The organism is Metapseudomonas otitidis (genome assembly GCF_011397855.1).
Lineage (GTDB): Bacteria > Pseudomonadota > Gammaproteobacteria > Pseudomonadales > Pseudomonadaceae > Metapseudomonas > Metapseudomonas otitidis.
In genome coordinates this window covers 1,787,988-1,807,342 of record NZ_AP022642.1, presented here as the reverse complement: position 1 = coordinate 1,807,342, position 19,355 = coordinate 1,787,988, and the positions used below count along the sequence as shown (strand labels likewise).

Here is a 19,355-nt window from a genome sequence, read left to right as displayed (position 1 = left end):
GGCTCAGGCCGGGGCGCTCTCCGGCGCCTCGGCCTCGCGGGCCTGGGCGTCGAGCATGGCCTGGATCTCCTGGGTGGCCTGGCGGGTGTTGCCGGCGAGCTTCTTCACCTCGTCGGCGACCACCGAGAAGCCCCGGCCGACATCGCCGGCCCGCGCGGCTTCGATGGCGGCATTCAGGGCCAGCAGGTTGGTCTGCTCGGCGATGCCCTTGATCACCCCCACCACCTGGGCGATCTGCCCGTAGGCCTGCTGGTTGCGCCGCTGGCGCTGCTCGTGGGCCAGGTGCAGGGCGCGCTCGTCGCTGATGTCGCGCACGGCGCCGATCACCCGGTACAGCCGGCCGCCTTCGTCGCGCACCGCACGCCCGCGCTCGCGGCACCAGATGTAGCCGCGCTGGCGATGGCGCATGCGGTACTCCACCACGTATTCGCCGCTGCCGGCGGGGTCGGCGATCTCCCGCTCGAACAGCCCCAGCACCCGGGGCAGGTCCTCGGGGTGGGTGATGCCCACCTGGCTGTCCCAGCCATCGGGCAGTTCGTCCGGGCGGTAGCCGAGCACGGCGCGGAACTGGTTGGAGATGCGCATCAGGCTGTGGGGGTCATCGAGGCGCCCGTTGGCCACCTGCAGGTCCCAGCAGCCCTCGGTGAGGGTGGCGCGGGTCTGCTCCCAGACATGGGTTTCCAGCGCCCAGTCGCGCTGGGCCTGGGCCCAGTGCCGGCGTTCGGCGTCGAAGGCCTGGAGGGTCTCGGCCTGCTGCCCTTCGAGCTGGGCGAGCTGCCGCGCAAGATCGGCGAGGCGGGCCTGGTCGGCCGCGTGCTCGCGCTGGCAGCGCGTTAGGTCGGCACCCAGGCGCTGCGCCTCCAGCAGGGCCTGGCGCAGGTCCTCCAGGGGTTCGGCGAGTGCGCGGTCGTGGAGTTGGGCGGGCGTTTGGCCGGGGTCGGCGAGCACCTGCCGCAGCAAGGTGTCGAGTTGGCGGACCCAGTCCTTTCGGGTGTCGCGGAACAGCATGCATCCTCCCGGGCGCCGCCCCGGCGAGGAAGGGGGGAAGGGCGACGTGCCGGGCACTCTAGGAAAGCCGCCGGGCAGGGTCTTGCACGACCCTGCCCGGCGCTTGACCGAGCCTGCCGGCACGGATCAGGCAGCGATGATGGCCTTGAGCACGCTGCGGAAGGTCTCCACCTGTTCGGCGCTGAACTGGCTGAAGACGCTGTCCTGCTGCTCCTGGGCGATGCTCCAGAGCGCTTCGGCCTGCTCCACGCCCAGCGGCGTGAGGGCGTAGCTGCCGCCCTGCTCCACCACCATGTCCTTGCGCCGGAGGATGGCGGCCGCTTCCTCGATCTCGCGCCTGGGCATCGCCACTTCGCGCTGCAGGCCGCACTCGTCGAGGCCGGCGTCGTTCTCCAGCACCATCAGCATGCGCGCCTCGCTGGTGCGCAGGCCGGTGGACAGCTGGCGCGGCTGGTAGGCGGCCTGGTAGCTGCGCAGGGCCTGGGTCATGAGGTAGTAGAGGTTGTGCCGCAGGCGGCCCTGGAAGGCGCTGGTGGCGGGGCGCTCCTCTTCCTTGCGGGTCATACGCGCATGGGGCAGGACCATGGAATAGGCGCCCTGGTGGTAGAGCAGGGGGGAGCGACCGAAGTCGTCGAAGGCCACCACCTTGCCGATCAGGATCCAGTGGTCGCCGCCCTCGATCTGCGCCCACTTCTCGCACTGGAAGCGCGCCGAGCAGTCGGCGAACAGCGGGGAGCCGCCAAGGCCGACCTCGTGCTCGAAGCCGGCGAACTTGTCGTCCTTGGAGCGGGCGAAACGGTTGGACAGGTCGATCTGGTCGGCGGCGAGGATGTTCACCGCGAAGTGGCTGGCCGCCTCGAACACCGGCAGGCTGCCGGAGCGCTTGTCGATGCTCCAGAGGATCAGCGGCGGGTCGAGGGACACGGAGTTGAAGCTGTTGGCAGTGACGCCGGCCTTCTCGCCCGAGGCGGTGGCGGCGGTGACGATGGTCACGCCGGTGGCGAAGTTGCCCAGCGCGCGACGGAAGTCGCGCGGGTCGAAGCACGCTTGGGTAGTCATAGTCGTCTCGCTGGCCGCCCTGCTGGCGAGGGCGGCGTTCTTGTTATCGGGTGGCGGGGTCAGACCATGCTCGGGTCCGGCTCCAGCCCCATCAGCTCGCGGCCGAGGATCTGCGCGCAGACGTCGTAGTCGGTGTAGGCGTGGGCACCGGTCATGTGGGAGTCACGGAACAGGCGCTGCATCTCGTTGCCCTCGAACCAGGCGGTGCCGCCGGCGGCTTCGAACAGGCGGTCCACGGCCTGGATGCACATCTTCACGGCGTAGGCCTGGTTGGTGCGCCAGTAGGCCAGGGTCTCGCGGCTCGGGTACTCGTGGCGCTCGCCATGGGCGGCGTGGTCCTGCCAGGTCTTCTCCAGGAAGGCGCGGGCGGCGGCCACCTGGTGGGTCGACTCGGCCAGGCGCATCAGCGCCGGGGTGGCGGTGCCGACGCTGGCGCCGGTGTAGGCCCGCACGCGGTTTCTGGTCTTTTCCTTGAAGGCCTCCAGCATGCGCTCGGCGATACCCAGGCTGATGGAGGCGAAGCCGCTGGCGAAGTACGGGCGGTACGGGGTGTAGAAGATCTTGCTGTCGGGGTACAGGCCGAAGCCGGCGGAGCGGCCTTCCATCATGTCCTTGGCGGCCTGGATGCGGTGGTTGGGGACGAAGGCGTCCTTGATCACCAGGGTCTTGGTGCCGCTGCCGCGCATGCCGGCGGCGAACCAGTCGTCACGGATCTCGTAGTCGCTGCGCGGCAGCACGGCGAAGCAGTAGACCAGCTCACCCTCGGCGTTCTGCCGGCGGCAGCCGACGATGGCCCACTCGGCGTGGTCGCAACCGCTGCTCCAGCCCATCTCGCCGTTGAAGCGCACACCGCCGTCCACTTCCTCGATGCGGCCGAAGGGGGCGATGGAGCTGCTGGCGGTGGCGTCCGGGTCCTTGCCCCAGATTTCGTCCTGCAGTTGCTTGGGGAACATCGCCAGTTGGTGGCTGTGGGTGCACAGCAGGCTGAAGGCCCAGGCGGTGCTGGCACAGGCGCCGGCCAGGGCGATGACGCACTCGGTGAATTCCGGCAGGGAGATCTCCAGGCCGCCATAGGCACGGGGCTGGAAGGCGCGGTGCATGCCGATGCCCTTGAGCATGGCGATGTTCTCGGCGGGGACCATGCGATCACGCTCGGCCTGGGCGGCATTGGCGGCGATGGCGGGGAGGATTTCCCGCAGTGCGTCGAGCAGGGGATTTGTCTTTTTCATCTGGAGGCCCTGGTTATTGTTGGTCGCAGGCAGGCGCTACCGCGAACGCTCCGGAACACCCGGCATGCGTGACATGCGGTCTGACTACCCGGTGGGGTTCGGGCACATTATGAAGATATGAACGATCCCCCTGAATGGACGTTCCACAGGGTCGATTGTACTTTTCATGGGATTTCCGCGATTTCATGCCCGGCTTTCCAAGCGCTGCCGACGCCCGGCCCCGCTCGCGCCGGGAGGCACCCGTTGCGACAGACATGAATATGTTAATGAACGGCGTTTTTCATTAGCATGGGCGCCCCGCCCCCCTTGCCGCCGCCCAACCATGACCTGGCCCACCGCCCTGCGTGCCCTGCGCCACCGCAACTTCCGCCTGTACTTCTTCGGCCATGCCGTTTCCACCCTGGGCACCTGGATCCAGCAGGTGGCGCTGGCCTGGCTGGTGTACCGCCTTACCGGCTCCTCGGCGCTGCTGGGGCTGGTGACCTTCGTGGCACTGCTGCCGCAGTTGCTGGTGGGCCCGCTGGCCGGCGCCTGGATCGACCGGCACGACAAGCGCCGCCTGCTGATCGCAGTGGAGGCGCTGCTCGGGGTGCAGGCCGCCACCCTGGCGGCGCTGACCGCCAGCGGCCTGATCGGGCCGGGGCTGATCGTATTCATGGCCGGGCTGCTGGGGGTGCTCAACGCGGTGGACACGCCGTTGCGCCAGTCGCTGCTCAGCCGCTTCGTCGACGAGCGTGAGGACCTGGCCAACGCCCTGGCGCTGAATGCCATGCTCTTCACCCTCGCCCGCTTCGTCGGCCCGCCCCTGGCCGGGCTGCTGCTGGGGGTGGTCAGCGAGGCGCTGTGCTTCGCCCTCAACGCCCTCTCCTACGGCGCGCTGATGCTGGGTCTGTGGTGGGTGCGCATGGGACCGATCCCGCGGGCCAGCGGCTCGTTCCGCAACGTGTTCGGCGAAGGGGTGGCCTATGCACGGGGCACGCCGGCGGTGAAGGCGATGATGCTCAGCGTGATGGCGGTCAACCTCACCGCCTCCAGCTACGTGGTGCTGCTGCCGGTGTTCGCCAAGGACATCTTCGCCGGTGATGCCACCACCCTCGGCTGGCTCTGGGGCGCCGCCGGGCTCGGCTCGCTGGCCTCCAGCGTGCTGCTGGCCAGCCACCGGGCGCCGAGCGCCCTGCCCCGGGTCATCCTCGCCTCGGCGGCGGCCAGCGGGCTGGCCATGCTGGTGTTCGCCTGGAGCACGCAGCTGTGGCTGTCGCTGGTGGCGATGGCGGTATTGGGCTTCGGCATCTCCAGCAGCAACGTCGGCACCAACATCGTGCTGCAGAGTTCGGCCCCGGAGACCCTGCGCGGGCGTGTGGTGTCGCTGTACACCTCGGTGCGCTTCGGCTTCGACGCCATCGGCGGGCTGCTCGCCGGCCTGCTGGCGGCGCAGCTGGGCGCGCCGCCGGTGCTGGCCGCAGCCGGCGTGCTGTTGCTGCTCTATTGCCTGTGGGATGCGCGCCGGGCCAGCCGGTAGGCCAGCAGGCAACCGATGCCGGTGGCGCCGATCACCAGGCACATGGGCAACGGGGTGCCGTCGTACAGGGCACTGACCAGCGCGCTGCAGGCGGTGCCCAGGCCGAACTGGGTGGCCACCGCCAGCCCGGCCGCCGCGCCGGCCTGCCCCGGGTAGGCCGCCAGCAGGCAGGCCAGGCAGTTGGCGCCGAGCAACCCGGTGACGCTGACGTACGCCACCACGCAGGCCACCACCGCCGGCAACCCGCCGACCCCGGCGAGCCCCACGCCGGCCAGGGCCAGCCCGGCCACGGCGGCCACGACGGTGCCCCAGGCCAGCATGCGCTCGGGCGACACGCGCCCCACCAGCCGGGCATTCAGGAAGGTGGCGACGATGATGCCGGCGATGTTCAGCCCGAACAGCCAGGCATAGCCCAGGGGCGAGACGCCGAAGTAGCCGATGTAGACGAAGGGCGAGGCGGTGATGAAGGCGAACATGCCGGCGAAGCACAGGCCCATGCAGAAGATGTAGCCCAGCGCCAGCGGCTGCAGCGCCATGCGCCCGTAGGCGCGGAAGGCCTCGCCCAGGGTGCGGCCACGGGCCTCCGGCAGGTGCGTCTCGGGGATCTTCCAGGCGGTGGCCAGCAGGCACAGCCCGGCGAACACCATCAGCACCACGAACAGCGAGCGCCAGCCGGCCACCAGCATCAGGTAGCCGCCCAGCAGCGGCGCCACCAGGGTGGCGAACATGGTCACCAGGTGCATCAGCGAGAGCACCCGGGCCGCGTCGCGCAGGGGGAACAGGTCCCGCACGATGGCCCGCGCCAGCACCGAGGCCGCGGCCCCGCCGAGGGCCTGCAGCAAGCGCCAGGCGATCAGCGCCTCGACGCCGCTGGCCAGCACGCAGCCGAGGCTGGCCACCAGGTACAGGGCGATGCCGCCCAGCAGCAGGCGGCGCCGGCCGTAGCGGTCGGACAGCGGCCCGTAGGCGAGCATGCCCAGGCACAGCCCGGCGAGGAACACGCCGATGGTCAGCTGCACCGCCGACTCCGGCGCGCCCAGGTCGGCGGCGATGCGCGGCAGGCTCGGCAGGTACATGTCGATCGACAGCGGGGCGAAGGCCACCAGGGCGGCCAGCAGCACGATCAGGCGCTGGGGCTGGGCAACGGTCGGGGTCATGGGCGGGTTCCGCAGCGGCAGGAAGGAAACGGCCGCCCGCAGGCGGCCGGCTGGATCAGAGGCTGAGCAGCCACAGGCTGAGCCCGGGGAAGGCCACCAGCAGGGCGATGCGCACCAGGTCGGAACAGAGGAAGGGCACGATGCCCCGTGCCGTCTCGCCGTAGGGCACGTCGCCGGCGGCGCGCTGGACGATGAACAGGTTCATGCCCAGGGGCGGGTGGATCAGGCCGATCTCCACCACCATCAGCGCGAGGATGCCGAACCAGATGGACTTCTCCGTCTCGCCGAGGCCGAAGAAATCCAGGCCCATGATCATCGGGTAGAAGATCGGGATGGTCAGCAGGATCATCGCCAGCGAATCCATCACGCAGCCCAGCAGCAGGTACAGGGCGAGGATCAGGATCAGCACCAGCATCGGCGCCAGGCCGCTGCCGATCACCCAGGCCGCCAGCTCGCCGGGCATCTGGGTCAGCGCCAGGCCGGAGTTGAGCAGGTCGGCACCCAGCAGCACGAGGAAGATCATCGCGGTGGTCTCGGCGGTGCCCAGCAGGCTGGCGCGCAGCCCGCTCCAGCGCATGCCGCCCTGCAGCACGGCAAGCACGCCACAGGCGGCGGCGCCGATGGAGGCGGCCTCGGTGGGGTTGGCCCAGCCACCGTAGATGCCGACGATCACCACCAGGAACACGCCGATCACCGGGCTCACGCCCAGCAGCGCGCGCAGCCGCTCCGCCGTGCTGGCACGGGGGGAGACGGTGGCCTGGCTCTCGTCCCGCGCCACCATGATCCGCAGCACCAGCATGTAGCCGAGGATGGCGATCACCCCCGGCACGATGGCGGCGACGAACAGCTTGGCGATGGATTCCTGGGTCAGCACCGCGTAGATGATCAGCGGCACCGACGGCGGGATGAGGATGCCCAGGGTGCCGCCCGCCGCCACCGTGGCGGTGGCCAGGCGCCCGGAATAGTTGTGCCGGCGCAGCTCCGGCAGGGCCACGTGGCTCATGGTGGCGGCGGTGGCCAGGGACGAGCCGCAGATGGCCCCGAAGCCGGCGCAGGCGCCGATGGCGGACAGGCCCATGCCGCCCTTCCAGTGGCCGATGAAGGCCGAGGCGCAGCGGAAGATGGCCCGCGACAGGCCGCCGTGGGTGGCGAACTGGCCCATCAGCACGAACAGCGGGATCACCGCCAGGTCGTAGTTGGACAGCCGCGAGTAGGCCAGGTCGTTGAGGGTGAACAGCAGCGAGGACAGGTCACCGTCGTTGACCGCCCAGAAGCAGGCGGCGCCGCCCACCAGCATGGTGATGCCGATGTGCACCCGCAGCAGCAGGAGGCTCATGGTGATGGCCAGGGCGATCAGCCCGAGGGCGAGGCCGCTCATGCCGCACCCCCGCCGCCCAGTACCCGCGCCGCCCGGGCCAGCGCGCACAGGGCGAGCAGGCCGAGGCTGGGCACGATCAGCGCCAGGGGGATCCACAGCGGCAGCGACAGCAGCGTGGTGGCATCGCCGTATTCGCGGTTGTCGACCATCTGCAGCGCGGTGCGCCAGGCCAGCAGGCCGGCCGCGGCGGCGCACAGCAGGTGGGCCAGGGTGTCCAGGCCACGGCGGATGCCCGCCGGCAGCCAGTTGCTCAGGGCATCGACGCGGATGTGCATGCCGCGCAGCTCGCACAGCGGCAGGAAGGCGGCGATGGCGATGGCCGCGCCGACTTCCATCAGCTCCATGTCACCGCGCACCGGGGTGGAGAACAGCTTGCGGCCGATGATGGAGAGCATGGACATGCCCACCAGGGCGATCAGCACCAGGCCACCGGCCAGGGCGAAGGCCTCGGCCACCCGCAGCAGCCCCCGCTGCAGCGGACCGAGGTCCGCCGCCGGGGTGAAATCCAGGGATTCCTTCATGGTGCTTACCGGGCCTCGCTGGCGAGGGTGCGCACGCCGTCGACCAGGGCACGGCCGTCCAGGCCCTTGCCGTCGGCTTCGCTGATCCACTGCTCGACGGCACCGGCCGAGGCCTTGCGCAGGGCTTCGTAGTCGGCCTCGGCGAAGGTCACCCGCGCGTCGGCCGGGGTGGCGGCGACGGCGGCATCGGTGGCCTTGTCCCAGGCGCTGGCGAAGCGTTCCGACAGGGCCTTGCCACTGTTGCGCTCGATGATGGCCTGCAGGTCCGGCGGCAGGCTGTCGAACTTGCGCGGGTTCATCAGCATCGCCAGCACGGTGTAGCCCACGGCGGGCTGCCCTTCCGGCACGTCGGTGTGGAACTGGGTCACTTCGTCGAGCTTGGTGGCGGGCACCACTTCCCAGGCGGCCAGGGCGCCATCCACCACGCCCTTGGAGATGGCTTCGGTCATCTGCGCCGGCGGCATGCTCACCGGGGTCGCGCCCAGGCTTTCGACGGTCTTGGCGGCGGTGCGGCTGGAGGCCCGCAGCTTCAGCCCGGCCAGGTCCGCCAGGGTCTTCACCGGCTGGCCACGGGTGTGCAGGCTCATGCCGCCGTCACCGTGGACCACCAGCACCTTGTAGCCCTTGAAGTCGTCCTTGGCGTAGCGCTCGTAGTAGTCCCAGATGATGGCGTTGCCCCGCGCGCCGCCGCTGGGCAGCACGAACGGCAGCTCCAGCGCCTCGACCCGGGGGAACTTGCCGGCGGAATAGGCCGGGGCGGTCCAGACGATGTCGGCCACGCCGTTGCGCGCCATGTCGGCGAGCTTGGCCGGCGTGCCGCCGAGCTGCATCGAGGGGTAGAGCTGGCAACGCAGGCGCCCGGCGGATTCCTCGGTCAGCTGCGCGCACCAGGGCTCGATGATGTTGGCCTGGGCGTTGGAGGTGGAAGGCAGGAAATGCGCCACCTTGAGGGTGATCACATCGGCGGCCTGGGCCAGGTGCGCCAGCGGCAGGGCCAGGCACAGGGTAGCGAGGGGAAGGATCTTCATCGGGGTGGCTCCTTGTTGTTCTTGTAGGGCGGGACGGGGAACGCAATTCCGTTAATAAGTTAATTTTATTGCGCGCACTGTCAACACCTCTTCGCGGGACCGCTGCGTCTCAGGTGGGCTCTTCTCGCGTCTTTAACTCAATTAAATTCATATAAATCAATTATTTAATAAACAATCCACACGCAAAAAGGTCACCTACCCCACCAAGGTCGATCCCCATTCGTATTGTTAAAATATTAACTAAATGCCTAGAGTATGCCCGCCATCGCCCACCCAACGGCGATGGTTTCCCCTCAATCCTGGAGACAAGAACAATGATCAGGACCCCGAAACCGCTGGCACTCGCCTGCCTGCTGGGCCCCGCGCTGGGCCTCGGTGGCGTGGCACGGGCCGACTTCCTGGCCGACAGCAAGGCCAGCGTCGAAGCCCGCAACATGTACATGAACCGCGACTTCCGCCAGCACGGCGCCGCCCAGGCCAAGGCCGAGGAATGGGCCCAGGGCTTCACCCTGCGCTACGAGTCCGGCTTCACCGAAGGCACCGTCGGCTTCGGCCTGGACGCCATGGGCCAGACCGCCATCAAGCTCGACTCCGGCAAGGGCCGGCGCGGCACCGGCCTGCTGCCCTACGGCGCCCAGAGCCACGAGCCCGAGGACACCTACAGCGAGCTGGGCGTGACCGCCAAGCTGCGCCTGGCGCGCAGCGTGCTGAAGCTCGGCACCCTGCAGCCGCAGCTGCCGGTGGCCGCCTACAACGACGTGCGCCTGCTCTCCTCCACCTACTCCGGCGGCCTGCTGACCTCCCAGGACGTGGATGGGCTGACGCTGAACGTCGGCCGGCTGGAGAAGATCAACCTGCGTGACTCCTCCAGCAACGACGAGATGAACTACGGCGGCGTGGAAAGCGCGCACCTGGACCTGATCGGCGGCAGCTACGCGGTCAACCCGGGGCTGACCCTCAGCTACTACGCCGCGCAGATGGAGGACATCTACCGCCAGCACTTCGTCGGCCTGGTGCACAACGCCACCCTCGGCGACGGGGTGACGCTGAAGACCGACCTGCGCTACTTCGACACCGGCGAGCACGGCGACCACCGCTACCGCAGCGCCAAGCGGGTGGACGGCGGGCGCATCGACAACCGCTTCTTCAACGGCATGCTCACCCTCGGCATGGGCGCCCACAAGGTCGGCCTGGGCTACCAGAACCTCTCCGGCGACGGCGACTTCGCCTACCCGGGGCTGGACCCGTACTCGGTCAACCTGGTGACCTTCAACGTCTTCACCAAGGCCGAGACGGACGCCTGGCAGGCGCGCTACGACTTCGACTTCGCCGCCCTGGGCATCCCCGGCCTGAGCTTCATGACCCGCTACGTGAGCGGTGAACACGTGCAGACCGCCAGCGTGCGCAACGGCAAGGAATGGGAGCGCGACACCGACCTGGCCTACGTCTTCCAAGACGGCCCGCTGAAGGGCTTCAACGTGCGCCTGCGCAACGCCACCTTCCGCTCCAGCAACGGGCTGACCACCGACGTGGACGAGAACCGGCTGATCCTCGGCTACACCCTGCCGCTGTTCTGAGCCCCGTCGCGTCTCCCCGGTGGCCACACGGGCTGCCGGGGAGCCGGCATTCGGCGCGCCCCGGCGGCGGCTCGGTGCTGGCGTGAGCGTGGAGGGTTCTAGACCGGAAGCGATAGGTGGGTGCGGATCGCCTCCAGCGCCGCGTCCACCGTCAGCCGGGCCGTGTCGACGGTGAAGGGCGGGCTGTCCCACGGGTCGAACGCGTGCCGCTGCACGGACGCCCAGGTGGGCAGCACCAGGCCCGGGATGTCGCCCTGGCGCGTCTCGACCCGGCGCCGGTGCTCGGCCGCGTCACTGCAGATCACCCGCATGTCGCACAGCCTCGCGCCGGCGTCGGCTGCCACCTGTGCCCAGGCCTGGCGGCTCTCGGCCACCGGGTTGACGCAATCCACCACCACCCGATGCCCCAGCCGCAGGTTGCCCAGGGCCAGGCCGTTGGCCACGCGGTAGCCGCTGGTGCCCACGTCGGCGGCGATGCCGGCCTCGCGGATGGCCTGCTCGATCACGTCGAGCCGCAGGTACACCGCACCCAGCTCGCGGGCCAGGCGCGATGCGAGCGTGGTCTTGCCGGTGCCCGGCAGCCCCGTGAAGACGATCAGCACGCTCATTTCATTCCGTCCCTCGGCTGCTGCGGTAGGCCCCCGGGGTCATCCCGGCGTGGCGGGTGAAGAAGCGGCTGAAGTAGGCCGGGTCCTTGAAGCCCAGGCGGTAGCCGATGCCGTTCACCGACTCCCCGGTGAACAGCAGCAGGCGCCGCGCTTCCTGCATCAGCCGTTCGAATACCAGGCGCTTGGAGGGCATGCCGGCGATGCGTCGGCACACCTCGTTGAGCCGTGCCTCGGTCACGCCCAGGGCATCGGCGTACTGGCCCAGGCCCCAGTGCTCGGGGTAGCGCTGTTCGATCAGCACGTTGAAGCGCTGGAAGATGTGCAGGTCCTCGCGGCGGGCCGGCTGGGCGGCCAGGGAGCGGCTGGAGAGGCGCAACAGGCTGATGAAGATCAGCTCGGTCAGTGCCACCAGGCTCAGGGCGCGGCCCGGTCGGCTGTCGGCGAATTCCTGGCGCAGTTCGTCGAACAACAGGTTCAGGCGCGCCACCTCCCCTTCGTAGCGCGGCTCCAGCGCCCCCACCGACACGCACAACGGCGCGATGCGCGGACCGCTGGCGAGCCCGGCGTGGGCCTCCAGCAGCGGCCACACCAGTTGCTGGCGCACGGTCAGCACATGGCCGTCGCTTTCCGCATCGGTGACGAAGGCGTGGGTGACGGTGGGCGGGGTGAGGAAGAACATCGGCCCTTCCTGGACGAAGCCCTCGTCGTCGAGGAACACCCGCACGGTGCCGCTCTTGACGTAGTGCACCTGGAAGAAGCGGTCGTGGCGGTGCACCGGCATGTTGCGGCCGAAGAAGTCGGCGAGCTTGCCGAGGGCCTCGTAGTGCACGTCGGCATCGGCGTAGCGCTGGTCGTAGACCTGGCCGATGTCGATGTTGGGGATGGGCGAGGACACCGCCATCGTGGCCGCCTCCGCGGGGCTCAGGGCTTGATCTGCTTCAGCTCGTTGAGCAGGTCCAGGAGCTGCTGCAGCTTGGCCTCGCCGAACTGCTGGTGGATCTTCTGGTAGTTGCGCTCCATGCCATCGCTCATGGACACGAAGCACTGCTGGCCCTTCTCGGTCAGGCCGACGAAGACCCGGCGCTGGTCCTGGGCGGACTTCCAGCGGCGCACCACCCCATCACGCTCCAGGCGCGCCAGCACGCCGGTCATGCTCGGCTTGAGGATGCAGGCCTGCTGCGCCAGCTGGTGGCTCTCCATCTCGCCGGACTGGCGCAGGATGCGGATGACCCGCCACTGCTGCTCGGTCAGCCCGTGCTGGTTGAGCAGCGGCCTGAAGAAGGCCATGGCGGCCTCGCGGGCCTGCAACAGGGTCAGGGTCAGGGACGGTCGTGGGGTCGACATCAGGCGGTCTCGGTGGGAAGTGAAGGTGAAGAATTTAATCAACAACCGCCGAACCGAGGCAATTACCTTCCTGCTGCCACAGCCTGTAAGCCCCCGCCTGGCAACCCGGTGCAACTCGGTTTGGCAGCCAGCGACAAGTCCCGTTTGCCCTCCGCGCTTTAAATAGCCACAGCCCGATCGCACGACCAAGGCTTGATTGTCGTTAACATATTAACTATAAAAGTTAACCTGTTAATGAGTTAACGGTTTTCAGGTGCTGCGCTCCCACCGTCGAGCCCACCTGGTTTTTCCATCGGGGCCCTGCCCCACCTGCGTCAGGAGTGAACAGATCCATGCGTCGCGCCACTAGCGAAGTCGCCCAAGGCACCCTGTTCGGCGTCGCGCTGAACTACAGGGGGCTGCTGGAAAGCCGACTGCCCGAGTTCAACGAGCCGCCCTACCAGAAGCCACCGGTCAAGCCGGTGCTCTTCATCAAGACCCCGAACACCCGCAACCACGACGGCGGCGCCGTGCCCTTCCCGGCCGGCGAGCGCCTGCAGCCGGGCCCGGCCCTGGGTGTGGTGATCGGCCGCGACGCCAGCCGCGTCAGCGCCGAGGACGCCCTGGCCCACGTGGCCGGCTACGTCATCGTCAACGAGTTCAGCCTGCCGGAAACGAGCTACTACCGCCCGGCGGTGAAAGCCAAGTGCCGCGACGGCTTCTGCGCCCTCTCCGACGAGCTGGTGCCGGCCGAGAGCATCGGCAACCCGCACGCCCTGGGCATCCGCCTGCGGGTGAACGGCGAGCTGCGCCAGGAGAATAGCACCGCCAACCTGGTGCGCAGCATCCCCCAGCTGATCGCCGAGATCAGCGAGTTCATGACCCTGCACGAAGGCGACGTGCTGATCACCGGCACCCCGGAAGGCCGTGTCGACGTGCAGCCCGGCGACGAGGTGGTGGTGGAGATCGACGGCCTCGGCCGCCTCGCCAACACCGTGGTTGCGGAATAAGGAGTCCCTGATGAAACACGCACGTATCCGTTACCAGGGCGACATCCACGCCGTGACCGTCGAAGACGGCAACGCCGTCCGCCTCGCCGATGGCCGCCTGCTGGCCGAAGACCAGGTCGAGTGGCTGCCCCCGGCCACCGGCAGCATGTTCGCCCTCGGCCTGAACTACGCCGACCACGCCGCCGAACTGGCCTTCAAGGCGCCCACCGAGCCGCTGGCCTTCATCAAGTCCCCCGGCACCTACACCGGCCACAACCAGGTCACCTGGCGCCCGGACAACGTCGCCTACATGCACTACGAGTGCGAGCTGGTGGCGGTGATCGGCAAGCCCGCGCGCAACGTCAAGCGCGAGGACGCCCTGCAGTACCTGGCCGGCTACACCGTCTGCAACGACTACGCCATCCGCGACTTCCTCGAGAACTACTACCGCCCCAACCTGCGAGTGAAGAACCGCGACTGCACCACCCCGGTCGGCCCCTGGATCGTCGACGCCGCCGACGTGCCGGACCCGTCGAAGCTCAGGCTGCGCACCTGGATCAACGGCGAGCTGAAGCAGGAAGGCACCACCGCCGACATGATCTTCGACATCCCTTACCTGATCGAATACTTCTCCAGCTTCATGACCCTGCAGCCGGGCGACATGATCGCCACCGGCACGCCGGAGGGCCTGGCCGACGTGGTGCCGGGCGATGAAGTGGTGGTGGAAGTGGAAGGCGTCGGCCGCCTGGTCAACCGAATCGTCAGCGAAGCCGAGTTCTTCGCCCGCAAACAAGAGGCATGAGCAGCATGATCAAGCACTGGATCAACGGCCAGGAAGTCGAAAGCAAAGAGACCTTCGTCAACTACAACCCGGCCACCATGGACGCCATCGGCGAAGTCGCCAGCGGCGGTGCCGAAGAGATCGCCGCGGCCGTCGCCGCCGCCAAGGACGCCTTCCCCAAGTGGGCCAACACCCCGGCCAAGGAGCGCGCCAAGCTGATGCGCAAGCTGGGTGAACTGATCGACCAGAACGTGCCCAAGCTGGCCGAGCTGGAGACCCTGGACACCGGCCTGCCGATCCACCAGACCAAGAACGTGCTGATCCCCCGCGCCTCGCACAACTTCGAGTTCTTCGCCGAGGTCTGCACCCGCATGGACGGCCACAGCTACCCGGTGGACGACCAGATGCTCAACTACACCCTCTACCAGCCGGTGGGCGTGTGCGGCCTGGTCTCCCCGTGGAACGTGCCGTTCATGACCGCCACCTGGAAGACCGCACCCTGCCTGGCCCTGGGCAACACCGCCGTGCTGAAGATGAGCGAACTGTCGCCGCTGACCGCCAACGAACTGGGTCGCCTGGCGCTGGAAGCCGGCATCCCCAAGGGCGTGCTCAACGTGGTGCAGGGTTACGGCGCCACCGCCGGCGACGCCCTGGTCCGCCACCCGGACGTGCGCGCCATCTCCTTCACCGGCGGCACCGCCACCGGCCGCAAGATCATGCAGACCGCCGGCCTGAAGAAGTACTCCATGGAGCTGGGCGGCAAGTCCCCGGTGCTGATCTTCGATGACGCCGACCTCGACCGCGCCCTCGACGCCGCGCTGTTCACCATCTTCTCCCTCAACGGCGAGCGCTGCACCGCCGGCAGCCGCATCTTCATCCAGGAGACCGTCTACGACCGCTTCGTCGCCGAGTTCGCCGCCCGCGCCAAGCGCCTGATCGTCGGCGACCCGCAGGACCCGAAGACCCAGGTCGGCTCGATGATCACCCAGGCCCACTACGACAAGGTCACCGGCTACATCCGCATCGGCATCGAGGAAGGCGCCACCCTGCTGGCCGGCGGCCTGGAGCGCCCGGCCAACCTGCCCGCGCACCTGTCCAGGGGCCAGTTCATCCAGCCCACCGTCTTCGCCGACGTGGACAACCGCATGCGCATCGCCCAGGAAGAGATCTTCGGCCCGGTGGTGTGCCTGATGAAGTTCAAGGACGAGGCCGAGGCCCTGCGCCTGGCCAACGACACCGAATACGGCCTGGCCTCCTACATCTGGACCCAGGACATCAGCAAGGCCCACCGCCTGGCCCGTGGCATCGAAGCCGGCATGGTGTTCATCAACAGCCAGAACGTGCGCGACCTGCGCCAGCCGTTCGGCGGTGTGAAGGGCTCCGGCACCGGCCGCGAAGGCGGCCAGTACAGCTTCGAAGTGTTCGCCGAGATCAAGAACGTGTGCATTTCCATGGGGAGCCACCACATTCCCCGCTGGGGCGTGTAGCCACGCCAGGTACTCATGCAGAACGCCCAGGTGCCGGAACCCGGCACCCAGGGCGTCGTATCAGCTGGCGTGCATCCACAACCACAAGAATCCCGGCCGCCCCACCAGGCGCCCGCCACCAGGAGAACCGTCATGGGCAACGTTGCTCTGGCTGCCAAGATCACCCACGTCCCCTCCATGTACCTGTCGGAGCTGCCCGGCCCGCGCCACGGCTTCCGCCAGGCCGCCATCGACGGGCACATCGAGATCGGTCGCCGCTGCCGCGAACTGAACGTCGACACCATCGTGGTGTTCGACACCCACTGGCTGGTCAACGCCAACTACCACGTCAACTGCGCTGCCCAGTTCGAAGGGCTCTACACCAGCAACGAACTGCCGCACTTCATCAGCAACATGGACTACGCCTTCCCCGGCAACCCCGAGCTGGGCCGCCTGCTGGCCGATGAATGCAACCGCCTGGGCGTGGAGACCATGGCCCACGACGCCACCACCCTCGCCCCCGAGTACGGCACCCTGGTGCCCATGCGCTACATGAACACCGACCGCCACTTCAAGGTCATCTCCGTCTCCGCCCTGTGCACCTCCCACTACCTCAACGACAGCGCCCGCCTCGGCTGGGCCATGCGCCAGGCCGTGGAGAAGCACTACGACGGCAACGTCGCCTTCCTCGCCAGTGGCTCGCTGTCCCACCGCTTCGCCCAGAACGGCCAGGCCCCCGAGTTCGCCACCAAGGTCTGGAGCCCCTTCCTGGAGACCCTCGACCACCGCGTGGTGCAGATGTGGCAGGACGGCGAATGGGAAGACTTCTGCGCCATGCTCCCCGAGTACGCCGTCAAGGGTCATGGCGAAGGCTTCATGCATGACACCGCCATGCTGCTCGGCGCCCTCGGCTGGTCGAAGTACGACGGCAAGGCAGAGGTCGTGACCCCCTACTTCGGCTCCTCCGGCACCGGCCAGATCAACGCCATCTTCCCGGTCACCCCCCAGGACGGCTCGGCCATTCCCGCCGCCCAGGCCTCCAACCCCGGCGGCAGCCCCACCGGCAGCCGCCTCTGAGGACCGCGCCATGCCGCACTTCATCGCCGAATACACCCACAACATCGAAGCCGAGGCCGACCTGCCCGGCCTGTTCGAGAAGGTCCACGCCTGCCTGGGCGCCTCCGGGGTCTTCCCCCTCGGCGGCATCCGCAGCCGTGCCGTGCGCCTGGACACCTGGCGCATGGCCGACGGCCAGCACGATTACGCCTTCGTCCACATGACCCTGAAGGTGGGCGCCGGCCGCGACCTGGCCACCCGCCGCCAGGTGGCCGATGCGCTGTTCGAGGTGATCAGCGGCCACTTCGCCGCGCTCCAGGCCCGGCGCCTGCTGGCCCTCTCCTTCGAGATGACCGAGCTGGACGCCGAGCTCAACTACAAGCTCAACAACGTGCACGCCTTCCTCAAGGGCCAGGCCGGCTGACCCCCGGTCCACCGCCGGCGCGGGGTGGCAACGCCCCGCGCCGCGCACCCCGACGCGACTCCCAACAAGAAGTACAAGACCATGAGCACCGCCCACACCGCCTGCCCCACCGGCGCTGACCACGCCACCCGCGACACCACCCACCGCACCGTCACCTGGCGGCTCATGCCGCTGCTGCTGGTGTGCTACCTGTTCGCCCACCTGGACCGCATCAACATCGGCTTCGCCAAGATGCAGATGAGCGCCGACCTGCAGTTCAGCGACACCGTCTACGGCTTCGGCGCCGGCCTGTTCTTCATCGCCTACGCGCTGTTCGGCGTGCCCAGCAACCTCGCCCTCGACCGCGTCGGCCCGCGCCGCTGGATCGCCACCCTGATGGTGGTCTGGGGCGTGCTCTCCACCAGCATGTTCCTGGTGCAGGGCGCCACCGGCTTCTACGTCCTGCGCTTTTTGCTGGGGGTCGCCGAGGCCGGTTTCTTCCCCGGCATCCTCGTCTACCTCAACCGCTGGTACCCGGCCCGCCGCCGCGCGCAGATCACCGCCCTGTTCGCCATCGCCGTGCCCATGGCCGGGGTCATCGGCGGGCCGCTGTCCGGCGCCATCCTCGAAGGCTTCCACGACGCCCTCGGCCTGCGCGGCTGGCAGTGGATGTTCCTCCTCGAAGGCGCCCCCGTGGTGCTGCTCGGCCTGCTGGTCTGGGCGCGCCTGCCGGAGCGCTTCGATGACGTCGCCTGGCTCGACGACGCCCAGAAGCGCCAGCTGCGCGAAGACATGGCCCAGGAGGAACAGCGCAAGCCGATCACCTCCTTCGCCGGCATCCTGCGCGACCGCCACGTCTGGCTGCTGGTGGCCATCTACTTCGCCGTGATGCTCGCGGTGAACACCCTGGCCTTCTGGATGCCCACCCTGATCCACGGCGCCGGCGTCGCCCGCGACAGCCAGGTCGGCCTGCTCAGCGCCGTGCCCTACCTCGCCGGGGTGTTCTTCATGCTCGCCTGCGGCCGCTCGTCGGACCGCCACCGCGAACGCCGCTGGCACCTCAGCGTGCCGCTGCTGATGTGCGCCGTGGGCATCGCCAGCAGCGGCCTCGCGCCCACCAGCGCGATCCCCGTGCTGACCGGCCTGATCATCGCCGGCATGGGCGCCAGCGCCGCCCTGCCGATGTTCTGGCAGCTGCCGCCGGCCTTCCTCTCCGACAAGGCCCAGGCTGCCGGCATCGGCCTCATCAGCTCCTTCGGCAGCATCGCCTCGTTCCTCGCGCCCTACCTCATCGGCTGGATGCGCGACACCACCCAGAGCGCCAGCCTCGCGCTGTTCGTCCTGGCCTTCTTCATCGCCCTCGGCGCCGGACTGGTGCTGCGCACCCCCGCCGCCCTGGTCAACCCACGCTAAGAGAGACCCCACCATGCTCGACGCCACCCTGATCCAGCAGGCCGCCGCCCGACTCGACGCCGCCGAACGCTCGCGGCAGCAGATCCGCCAGTTCTCCCTGGACCACCCCGGCATCACCATCGAAGACGCCTACGCCATCCAGCGCGCCTGGGTGGCGCAGAAGATCCAGGACGGGCGCAAGCTGGTGGGCCACAAGATCGGCCTCACCTCCCGCGCCATGCAGGTGTCCTCCAACATCACCGAGCCGGACTACGGCGCGCTGCTGGATGACATGTTCTTCGACGAAGGCACCGACATCCCCTTCGAGCGCTTCATCGTCCCCCGCGTGGAAGTGGAGCTGGCCTTCGTCCTCGGCAAGCCGCTGCGCGGGCCGAACGTCACCCTGTTCGACGTGCTCGACGCCACCGAGTGGGTCATCCCCGCCCTGGAGATCATCGACGCCCGCATCCAGCAGGTGGACCCGGAGACCCAGGCCACCCGCAAGGTCTTCGACACCATCTCCGACAACGCCGCCAACGCCGGCGTGGTGATGGGCGGACGCGCCGTGCGCCCCACCGAGATCGACCTGCGCCGCGTGCCCGCCGTGCTCTACCGCAACGGCGTGATCGAGGAATCCGGCGTCTCCGCCGCCGTGCTCAACCACCCGGCCAAGGGCGTCGCCTGGCTGGCCAACAAGCTGGCGCCCTACGACGTCACCCTGGAAGCCGGGCAGATCATCCTCGGCGGCTCCTTCACCCGCCCGGTGGCCGCCCGCCCCGGCGACACCTTCCATGTCGACTATGACCAGCTGGGCTCGATTGCCTGCCGCTTCGTCTGAACCACCGCCCACGAGGAGTCCCC

Annotated in this window: 19 protein-coding genes; 9 read left to right on the top strand and 10 right to left on the bottom strand. The window is 68.9% G+C overall.

Annotation, left to right across the window (positions count from 1 at the left end; translation table 11 throughout):
* Positions 1–3: 3 nt before the first annotated feature.
* The 3 genes from PotMrB4_RS28365 to PotMrB4_RS08475 form a co-directional block, all read right to left on the bottom strand.
* Positions 4–1,008, bottom strand: coding sequence for a methyl-accepting chemotaxis protein (locus tag PotMrB4_RS28365; RefSeq protein WP_172433004.1), 1,005 nt, complete (start codon positions 1,006–1,008; stop codon positions 4–6).
* Between the two features lie 126 nt (positions 1,009–1,134).
* Positions 1,135–2,067, bottom strand: coding sequence for a p-hydroxyphenylacetate 3-hydroxylase reductase component (locus PotMrB4_RS08480; protein WP_107331669.1), 933 nt, complete (start codon positions 2,065–2,067; stop codon positions 1,135–1,137).
* A gap of 59 nt (positions 2,068–2,126) precedes the next feature.
* Complete coding sequence (locus tag PotMrB4_RS08475; protein WP_044405165.1) at positions 2,127–3,296, bottom strand: p-hydroxyphenylacetate 3-hydroxylase oxygenase component; 1,170 nt, start codon at positions 3,294–3,296, stop codon at positions 2,127–2,129.
* A 322-nt stretch (positions 3,297–3,618) separates the two neighbouring features.
* On the opposite strand from PotMrB4_RS08475, the gene PotMrB4_RS08470 reads away from it, so the two are divergent.
* Positions 3,619–4,815, top strand: a complete 1,197-nt coding sequence (locus PotMrB4_RS08470; RefSeq protein ID WP_069563643.1) for an MFS transporter — start codon at positions 3,619–3,621, stop codon at positions 4,813–4,815.
* Here the strand turns inward: PotMrB4_RS08470 and PotMrB4_RS08465 are convergent.
* The 4 genes from PotMrB4_RS08465 to PotMrB4_RS08450 are packed head-to-tail and all read right to left on the bottom strand — an operon-like array spanning position 4,779 to position 8,899.
* Positions 4,779–5,972 carry a Bcr/CflA family multidrug efflux MFS transporter gene (locus tag PotMrB4_RS08465; RefSeq protein WP_172433003.1) on the bottom strand — a complete coding sequence of 398 codons (1,194 nt, stop codon included), beginning with the start codon at positions 5,970–5,972 and terminating at the stop codon, positions 4,779–4,781. The two genes, PotMrB4_RS08470 and PotMrB4_RS08465, sit on opposite strands and share 37 nt — an antisense overlap.
* 55 nt (positions 5,973–6,027) lie before the next feature.
* Complete coding sequence (locus PotMrB4_RS08460) at positions 6,028–7,350, bottom strand: TRAP transporter large permease (protein ID WP_044405176.1); 1,323 nt, start codon at positions 7,348–7,350, stop codon at positions 6,028–6,030.
* Positions 7,347–7,871 carry a TRAP transporter small permease gene (locus PotMrB4_RS08455; protein ID WP_044405178.1) on the bottom strand — a complete coding sequence of 175 codons (525 nt, stop codon included), beginning with the start codon at positions 7,869–7,871 and terminating at the stop codon, positions 7,347–7,349. The genes PotMrB4_RS08460 and PotMrB4_RS08455 overlap by 4 nt, the downstream gene beginning before the upstream one ends.
* A gap of 5 nt (positions 7,872–7,876) precedes the next feature.
* Entirely contained in the window at positions 7,877–8,899 is a 1,023-nt protein-coding gene (locus PotMrB4_RS08450; protein WP_044405181.1) for a TRAP transporter substrate-binding protein, read from the bottom strand.
* A gap of 314 nt (positions 8,900–9,213) precedes the next feature.
* Here PotMrB4_RS08450 and PotMrB4_RS08445 point away from each other — a divergent pair, with 314 nt between their 5' ends.
* Complete coding sequence (locus PotMrB4_RS08445) at positions 9,214–10,476, top strand: OprD family porin (RefSeq protein ID WP_074968540.1); 1,263 nt, start codon at positions 9,214–9,216, stop codon at positions 10,474–10,476.
* A 98-nt stretch (positions 10,477–10,574) separates the two neighbouring features.
* Here PotMrB4_RS08445 and PotMrB4_RS08440 read toward each other — a convergent pair whose 3' ends face one another.
* Genes PotMrB4_RS08440 through hpaR form a run of 3 tightly spaced genes read right to left on the bottom strand, consistent with a single transcriptional unit; the run spans position 10,575 to position 12,428 of the window.
* Positions 10,575–11,078 (bottom strand): AAA family ATPase, encoded by a 504-nt coding sequence (locus PotMrB4_RS08440; protein ID WP_172435063.1) that lies wholly within the window; start codon positions 11,076–11,078, stop codon positions 10,575–10,577.
* A gap of 7 nt (positions 11,079–11,085) precedes the next feature.
* Positions 11,086–11,985 carry a 4-hydroxyphenylacetate catabolism regulatory protein HpaA gene (gene hpaA, locus PotMrB4_RS08435; RefSeq protein ID WP_069564844.1) on the bottom strand — a complete coding sequence of 300 codons (900 nt, stop codon included), beginning with the start codon at positions 11,983–11,985 and terminating at the stop codon, positions 11,086–11,088.
* A gap of 20 nt (positions 11,986–12,005) precedes the next feature.
* Positions 12,006–12,428, bottom strand: a complete 423-nt coding sequence (gene hpaR, locus PotMrB4_RS08430) for a homoprotocatechuate degradation operon regulator HpaR (protein WP_044405190.1) — start codon at positions 12,426–12,428, stop codon at positions 12,006–12,008.
* 332 nt (positions 12,429–12,760) lie between these two features.
* On the opposite strand from hpaR, the gene PotMrB4_RS08425 reads away from it, so the two are divergent.
* The 7 genes from PotMrB4_RS08425 to hpaH all read left to right on the top strand — a co-directional run bounded on the left by PotMrB4_RS08425 (position 12,761) and on the right by hpaH (position 19,332).
* Positions 12,761–13,417, top strand: a complete 657-nt coding sequence (locus PotMrB4_RS08425) for a fumarylacetoacetate hydrolase family protein (protein WP_107331043.1) — start codon at positions 12,761–12,763, stop codon at positions 13,415–13,417.
* A gap of 10 nt (positions 13,418–13,427) precedes the next feature.
* Positions 13,428–14,198, top strand: a complete 771-nt coding sequence (locus tag PotMrB4_RS08420; RefSeq protein WP_074968526.1) for a fumarylacetoacetate hydrolase family protein — start codon at positions 13,428–13,430, stop codon at positions 14,196–14,198.
* Positions 14,199–14,203: 5 nt separating this feature from the next.
* On the top strand, positions 14,204–15,664 hold the full coding sequence (hpaE, locus tag PotMrB4_RS08415; RefSeq protein WP_172435062.1) for a 5-carboxymethyl-2-hydroxymuconate semialdehyde dehydrogenase: 1,461 nt from the start codon (positions 14,204–14,206) through the stop codon (positions 15,662–15,664).
* Positions 15,665–15,796: 132 nt separating this feature from the next.
* Complete coding sequence (gene hpaD, locus PotMrB4_RS08410) at positions 15,797–16,720, top strand: 3,4-dihydroxyphenylacetate 2,3-dioxygenase (protein WP_172433002.1); 924 nt, start codon at positions 15,797–15,799, stop codon at positions 16,718–16,720.
* Positions 16,721–16,730: 10 nt separating this feature from the next.
* Positions 16,731–17,123, top strand: a complete 393-nt coding sequence (locus PotMrB4_RS08405; RefSeq protein WP_044405200.1) for a 5-carboxymethyl-2-hydroxymuconate Delta-isomerase — start codon at positions 16,731–16,733, stop codon at positions 17,121–17,123.
* A gap of 81 nt (positions 17,124–17,204) precedes the next feature.
* On the top strand, positions 17,205–18,515 hold the full coding sequence (locus PotMrB4_RS08400; protein WP_172433001.1) for an MFS transporter: 1,311 nt from the start codon (positions 17,205–17,207) through the stop codon (positions 18,513–18,515).
* A 13-nt stretch (positions 18,516–18,528) separates the two neighbouring features.
* Entirely contained in the window at positions 18,529–19,332 is an 804-nt protein-coding gene (gene hpaH, locus PotMrB4_RS08395) for a 2-oxo-hept-4-ene-1,7-dioate hydratase (protein ID WP_111264611.1), read from the top strand.
* Positions 19,333–19,355: the final 23 nt, after the last annotated feature.